The following is a 6,699-nucleotide window of genomic DNA, read 5'->3' as shown; positions in this document are numbered from 1 at the left end:
GTTCGGCGGCGATCAGGGCGCTGCCGCCGCGGGCCCGGTCGGCGTCGGTCACGCTGTGCGCCGCGCGCGCCATGTGCTCGGCCAGTTCGGTGGTCCTGCCGCGTTCCTGCTGGGCGCGGGCGGAGAGCCGCCGGGCCAGGGCGCGGGTGCGGCGCTCGGACTGGGCGTGGACGCCGCGGGCCTGGTCGCGGGTGGCGGCGGTCTCGACGATCCGCTCCAGCAGGTCGAGCGAGCCCGCGGTGAAGTCGCGTTCCGCGATGAGTTCGGCGCGGCGCCCGAGCTTGTTCGCGAAACCGTGCACGAGGTCGGCGAGGCCGTCGGTGTCACGGGTGTCGGTGACGGCGCGCAGCAGGAGGTCGGTGAAGTCGGAGTCCTTCTTGACGGCGAAAAGACCCGCCGCCTCGCCCTCGTCGGCGTTCATCTCCCGCTGGTAGCGGAAGAGTTCGGGGTCGAGGCCGAGGTGGCCGAGGTGTTCGTTCCACCGGTCGTGGATCTCCTCCCACACCACTTCCAGGTGCGGGTACGCCTTGCCCGCCTCGGTGACCGCGTCCCGGAAGCCCTTCATGGTGCGGCGCCTGCCGCGCGCGCCGGACATGCCCTCGACCGGCGGCCGTACGCTGGCGGCCTCGGCGACCGGCAGCGAGTCCAGGCTGAGGCCGGGCCCAGGACGGAACGAGTACCACGCCTCGGCGAATTTCCGCGGGTCGGTGGAGACCTGGCGGCCCCGCCACTCGCTGACCTTGCCGACCACGACCAGCTCGCCGGTGACGGTGTGCTGCCACTCCAGGGCGACGTGGCCGCAGTCCTCGGCCAGCAGGAATTTCCGCAGGACGCCGGAGCTGGCGCCGCCCAGGGTGTTGCGGTGGCCGGGCAGCATCACCGAGAAGATCAGCTTGAGCAGGACCGACTTGCCGCCGCCGTTCTCCAGGAAGAGCACGCCCGCGGGCGCTGGGCGGCGCGGCGGTCCCGCGGGCTCGTCGGCGAAGAACTCGCCCTGCGCGGGTGCGGGTTGCGGCACCGGCTCGCCGACGCCCCGCAGGTCCAGGACGGTGTCGGCGTAGCGCGCGCCCGCGGGCCCGATGGAGTAGAGGCGGAGTCGGGAAAGCTCGTACATGCGGCGGACTCTCGTGGCTCGTGGTTCAGGTCGGAAGTGGACTGGGCGTCGGGGGCGGGTGGGGGTCGAAGGCGAGTGGTGTGGGGACCCGGGTCAGGTGGGAGGCGGGATCCGGGTCAGGTGTGGGCGTGGAACGGCAGACCGGCGTCCGCCGCCAGGTCGAGGCCGCTGTCGTCGGCGGCGGCCGGGACGAGGCTGGCGCTGCCGTCGCCGACCGGGACGATGCCGAGGTCGAGCAGTTCGGCCATGGCGGCGCTGCCCGCCATGTCGCGGACCTGCAACTGGTAGCGGGCGGTGGTGCGGTAGGTGCCGCCCGACTCGTCGCCGGTGCGCTGGAGGAAGCCGGAGTCGACGAGGAAGGCGACGGCCTTGCCGATGATGCCGGTGGTGGAACTGGCCAGCCTGCGGGCGTCCTTGGTGGCGCCGGTCGCGCTGCGCCGGGTGTAGACGCGCCAGGCGGCTTCCAGACCTGGTGCGTCGCTGGCCGGGTCGGTGTTCTCGCCGGTCTCGTCGGCCTGTTCCTCCAGACGGCGGCACGCCTGGCGGATGAAGGCGTCGATGCCGTTGACGGTGATCCGGCCGATGTAGCCGTCGTCGGCGAGGTCTTCGGGGCGCGGGAAGGCGAGCGCCGCGGCGGCGAGGTGGGCCAGGCCGTGCAGGAAGCGGTCGCCCGCGTCGGAGGCGGCGCGGCGGGCGTAGTCGCCCATCCGGACGGCGAACACCGAGTCCTCGCCCGCCGCCAGGGCCATTCCGGCGCGGGGCGAGACCTCCAGCACGATCAGGCCGAGTCCGGCCGCGACCGCGTCGGCCAGGCGGGCGAAGGCGGGGTCCTCGCGGTGGCGGCGGATCAGGTCCGCGTACTCCGCGTCACGGGCGGGCAGCAGCTTGGGCTGGAGCCCGAAGCCCACGAGGCGGGCGGCGTCCGCCGCGTCGCCGGGCGTCACTCCCCCGGTGCGCGCCGGTCCCGCGCTCCCGGCCTCGTACGCCGCGGCCTCGGGCGCGTCCGCCGCCGTCTCCCGGTACTCGCTCACTTCTCGCTCTCCTCGGTCCAGGGGATGACGCCGGTCGGCACCGCCGCGTGCGCCGTACGTGGCGGCGCGCCGCCGGGTCGGAAACGGCGGACGGCTGCCGTGCGGGGCCTCATGCGGGCTCCGCGCGCGCGGCCGTCATCGCCGCCGTGTCCAGCCGCGCGGTGCCGACGATGAGGTCGGCGCCGCCGAATTCGGGGTCGTCCAGCGGCGTGCCGTCGTCCACCGCGAAGAGCAGCCGCTGTTCGCCCTGGCGGTAGGCGGTGCCGACCGGCGGGGAGGCGGCGTGGATCGCCAGCAGGGCCAGCAGATAGGGCAGTTCGGAGTCGTCGCGGCGGCGGGCGTCGGCGAGGAGCCCGGACAGGCGGCGCGGCGCGTCGTGGGGCAGGTCGAGCAGGTCGAGCGCGGATTCGAGCTGTTCCTCGCTGAACCTGCTGTCGTCCGGGGTGGCGACCAGGTCGGGTTCCGGCATCTCCGCGCCCAGGTGCTCCCGCTCCAGCGGCGGGGTGAGCAGCAGTTCGACCAGGTCGGTGACGCGTACGGCGGACGGGGTGCGCAGGCCCGCGCCGCGGGCGAAGAACGCGTCGGTGACCCGTGACGCCCGCTCGACCGGGATCGGCAGCAGGGGCGCGACGAGCTGTCCGTACAGGTCGAGTCCGGCGCGCGCGGGGGGCGCGGCGAACGCCTGCCGGTCCTGCTCGGCGCGGAACAGCGGTCCGGCCTCCAGCAGCCTGGACTGGAGCTGGGTGTGCCGCCGGATGCAGTCCTTGACGATGTCGACCAGTTCGGCGGCGCGGCGCTTGTGCTCCGGCTCCTCCGCCTCGTCGCGCGCCTTGCGGATGTTGGTGAGGATCGCGTTCTCGTGCCGGTAGCGGTCGGCGACGTGGTCGAGGGCTTCGGCGATCATGTCGGGGACGGTCCGCAGCCAGTCGACCGCCCGGACGTTGCGCCGGGTGGCCTCCAGGGTGCGGCGCAGCGTCTCCGCGTACTGCACGGTGCGGTATCTGGCCTGTTCCGCTGCGAGTTGGGCGTCGGCGAGCCGGCCGCGGCTGATCAGCACCTCCAGCTTGACCTCGGCGGCGATCTGCGCGCTGGTGACGTCGGTGTCGAGCGCGCCGACCAGGACGTTGACCGCCTCGTCGGTGGTGCGCAGGTAGACGCTGCCGTCGGGACCCGGCACCTCCTCGATCAGCTTGAAGTCGTAGTCCCGCCGCACATATCCGCCGTCGGCGCCGAACGTGCCGTAGACGGCGCGGAAGCCGCGGTCGGCGCTGCCGACGTTGATCAGATTCTCCAGCACCCAGCGGGCGACGCGCTCGTGTTCGGCCTGGCCCCGGACGGGGGCCTGCGCGGCGACGCGGGGCAGCAGTCTGGCCACTATCTGGTCGTGGTCCGCGCCGGTGTCGAAGTCCATGTTGAGCGTGACCAGGTCGATCGCGGCCAGCGCGATCTCCGCCATCGCGTACACCGAGTACTCGCCCGCGAGGTTCGCCTTGCGGGTGTCGAGGTCGTGCAGCGGCGCCGTGCAGGCGAGCGCCTTGAGCCTGCGGGCCAGGCCCTCGTCGGCGGCCGGGCCCGGGGCGGGCCGGGCGGCGCCCGGCAGCGAGTACGGGATCGTGGTGGTCACGCCCCACACATTAGGCGGTGGCACCGACAACGAACGAAACGGCACGGATCGCCACGGGGCGGGCACCCGGCGCGTCGGCCCGCGGGAGTGCCATGATCGGTCCCGCGACAGCTTCGGCACAGGCACGGCACAGGCACGGAACACTCGCGGGCGGCGCGCGGAGCACCTTCGGCGCCGTTCGTACGCGGAAACTCGGGATACTCGGGATACTCGGATACGAGGACGGGCTGATCATCATGGCGGACGCGGTCACCGGGGCGGCACCCGACACGGTTCCTCGAACAGGTCCTGACACAGCTCCCGACACCGCCCCGGGCGCGGTCATCGATCTGAACGCCGACCTCGGCGAGGGCTTCGGCCGCTGGCGGCTGACCGACGACGAGGCGCTGCTGTCGGTCGTCACCAGCGCGAATGTCGCGTGCGGCTTCCACGCGGGCGACCCGTCGACGATGTGGCGGGTATGCGAATTGGCGGCGGAGCGGGGCGTACGGATCGGCGCACAGGTCTCCTACCGCGATCTCGCCGGTTTCGGCCGGCGCTCGATGGACGTGCCCGCGGCGGAACTGGCCGCCGAAGTCGCCTATCAGATCGGCGCGTTGGAGGTCTTCGCACGCGCGGCGGGCACCACGGTGGCGTACGTCAAGCCGCACGGCGCCCTCTACAACCGGGCGGTGCACGACGCGCAGCAGGCGGTGGCCGTCGTCGCGGGCGTGCGGCTCGCGGGGGAACTGCCCGTACTCGGCCTGCCCGGCTCGCAGTTGCTGCTCGCGGCGGCCCGTGAAGGGCTGCCCACGGTCCACGAGGCGTTCGCCGACCGCGCCTACACCTCGGGCGGCACGCTGGTCCCGCGCCGCGAGCCGGGCGCGGTGCTGGAGTCGGAGGACGAGGTGGTGGCCCGCTCGGTGGGCATCGCCCGCGACGGGCGGGTGACGGCGATCACCGGCGAAACGGTGCCGGTCGCGGCCAGGTCCTTGTGCGTGCACGGCGACACACCGGGTGCGGCCCGGCTGGCGGCCCGGGTCCGGGAGTCGCTGGAGGCGTCGGGTCTGCGGATCGCGGCCTTCGCGTGAGCCGGGCGGGTTCCGGGGCGGGCGCGGGGCCGCGGGTGCTGCGCGCCGGGGCGGACGCCGTACTGGTCGAGTCCGCGACCGGTGAGGAGACGGAGGCGCTGCACGCCGAGTTGCTGCGCAGGCGGGCGGCCGGGGAGCTGGCCGGGGTGACGGAGATCGTGCCCGCCGCCCGTACCGTGCTGGTGTGCGGGCTCGCCGATCCGCGGGGCTTCGCCGCCGAGGTGGCCGCGTGGGACGTGCCCGCGGTGCCGCGGGGGCGAGGCGCGGCCGTGGAGATCGCGGTGCGCTTCGACGGGCCCGACCTCGCGGAGGTGGCCGGGCTGTGGCACGTCACCCCCGAGGAGGTGGCGGGGACCGTCATCGCGACGACCTTCCGGGTGGCCTTCTGCGGCTTCGCGCCCGGTTTCGGCTATCTGACCGGACTGCCCGAGCACCTGCGCGTACCGCGCCGCGCCGAGCCCCGTACCGCCGTACCGCCCGGCTCCGTCGCGCTGGCCGGACCGTACGCGGGGGTGTATCCGCGCTCCTCGCCCGGCGGTTGGCAACTGGTCGGCACGACGGACGCCGCGCTCTGGGACCCCGAGCGGGAGCCAGCGGCGCTGCTGAGCCCCGGCACCGAGGTGCGGTTCACGCAGGTGCGGTTCACGCAGGTGCGGTTCACGCAGGTGCGGGGGTGAGGGACACGGCGGCAGGCGGGCGGGCCGAGTTGACCGTCGTACGGGCGGGAGCGCTCACCACCGTGCAGGACCTCGGGCGACCGGGCCACGCGCATCTGGGGGTGCCGCGGTCCGGCGCGCTGGACGGTCCCGCGCTGCGGGCGGCGAACCGGCTGGTCGGCAATCCGGCGGAGGCCGCCGGGCTGGAGACGACGGTCGACGGCTGCGCGCTGCGGGCCTCGCACGCGGTGCTGGTGGCGGTGACGGGCGCGCCGTGCGCGGTGCGGGTCGACGGGCGTCCCGCCGCGTGGGGCGCGCCGGTACGGGTGCCCGGCGGGGCGGTGCTCGACGTGGGGCGGGCGGAGCCGGGGCTGCGCGGCTATCTGGCGGTGTCCGGCGGTGTGGCCGTACGGCCGGTGCTGGGCAGCAGGTCGACCGATCTGCTGTCGGGGCTCGGTCCCGCGCCGCTCGCGATGGGTGACGTGCTGCCCGTCGGCGGCCGGTTCGGGGGCTCCGGCGGGGCCCTCGGCGGGGTCCTCGATGACGGTTTCGGCGGCGTTTTCGGCGACGGTTTCGGCGGCGGTTTCGGCGGAGGCGATGTGCTGGCATTGCCCGGCCCCGGAGCCGAGTTGGTCCTTCCGGTGGTGCGCGGACCGCGTGACGACTGGTTCGCGCCGGACGCCTTCCGTACGTTGTTCGGCGGCGGTCACACCGTCTCGCCCGCGTCCAACCGGATCGGGCTGCGCACGCGGGGCCCGGCGCTGCGCCGGGCCCGCGGCGGTGAACTGCCCAGTGAGGGCATGGTGCTCGGCGCTGTGCAGGTGCCTCCGGACGGCTGTCCTGTGGTCTTTCTCGCCGACCATCCGACCACCGGCGGCTATCCGGTCATCGGCGTGGTCCCCGAGGGTTCACTGCCGGGCGCCGCCCAGTCACCGCCGGGGACGCCGGTCCGCTTCGTGCCGCTCAGCACACGCTGACCCGGCGCCGGTGAGCGCGGCGGGTCGTACCACCGCGACACGGGCTGCGCCGCCGGGCCCGGCGGGATCTTGAGCGCGGCGAGCGCCGCGACCGTGGCGCGCCGCGCGTCCTCCTCCAACACCGCTGTGCTGCCCTGCCGGTGGTGGCGCAGTTCGGTGCCCGCCAGCCGGAGCAGATCGGGCAGCAGGTCGGTGCAGCGGTCGGCGATCCACCGGGTGCCGCGGGT

At 74.7% G+C, this 6,699-nt stretch carries 5 protein-coding genes and 2 pseudogenes; 3 read left to right on the top strand and 4 right to left on the bottom strand.

Annotation, left to right across the window (positions count from 1 at the left end; all coding sequences use genetic code 11):
* The 3 genes and pseudogenes from BGM09_RS31620 to BGM09_RS31610 all read right to left on the bottom strand — a co-directional run.
* Nucleotides 1-1,114, bottom strand: a pseudogene (locus BGM09_RS31620) (hypothetical protein); the annotation flags it as partial.
* Nucleotides 1,115-1,230: 116 nt separating this feature from the next.
* On the bottom strand, nt 1,231-2,145 hold the full coding sequence (locus BGM09_RS31615) for a hypothetical protein (protein WP_188285171.1): 915 nt from the start codon (nt 2,143-2,145) through the stop codon (nt 1,231-1,233).
* Nucleotides 2,146-2,254: 109 nt separating this feature from the next.
* Entirely contained in the window at nt 2,255-3,769 is a 1,515-nt protein-coding gene (locus BGM09_RS31610; protein ID WP_188285170.1) for a hypothetical protein, read from the bottom strand.
* Between the two features lie 236 nt (nt 3,770-4,005).
* Here BGM09_RS31610 and BGM09_RS31605 point away from each other — a divergent pair, with 236 nt between their 5' ends.
* Genes BGM09_RS31605 through BGM09_RS31595 form a run of 3 tightly spaced genes read left to right on the top strand, consistent with a single transcriptional unit; the run spans nt 4,006 to nt 6,472 of the window.
* Nucleotides 4,006-4,839 (top strand): LamB/YcsF family protein, encoded by an 834-nt coding sequence (locus tag BGM09_RS31605; RefSeq protein WP_188285172.1) that lies wholly within the window; start codon nt 4,006-4,008, stop codon nt 4,837-4,839.
* Complete coding sequence (locus BGM09_RS31600; protein WP_188285169.1) at nt 4,836-5,516, top strand: 5-oxoprolinase subunit B family protein; 681 nt, start codon at nt 4,836-4,838, stop codon at nt 5,514-5,516. The genes BGM09_RS31605 and BGM09_RS31600 overlap by 4 nt, the downstream gene beginning before the upstream one ends.
* Nucleotides 5,513-6,472 (top strand): biotin-dependent carboxyltransferase family protein, encoded by a 960-nt coding sequence (locus BGM09_RS31595; protein ID WP_188285168.1) that lies wholly within the window; start codon nt 5,513-5,515, stop codon nt 6,470-6,472. The genes BGM09_RS31600 and BGM09_RS31595 overlap by 4 nt, the downstream gene beginning before the upstream one ends.
* Here the strand turns inward: BGM09_RS31595 and BGM09_RS31590 are convergent.
* Nucleotides 6,373-6,699: pseudogene (locus tag BGM09_RS31590) on the bottom strand (SGNH/GDSL hydrolase family protein); the annotation flags it as partial. The gene BGM09_RS31595 and the pseudogene BGM09_RS31590 overlap by 100 nt on opposite strands.

This window comes from Streptomyces sp. CBMA29, from assembly GCF_014596445.1.
Lineage (GTDB): Bacteria > Actinomycetota > Actinomycetes > Streptomycetales > Streptomycetaceae > Actinacidiphila.
This window is presented reverse-complemented; position numbering and strand designations above follow the sequence as displayed.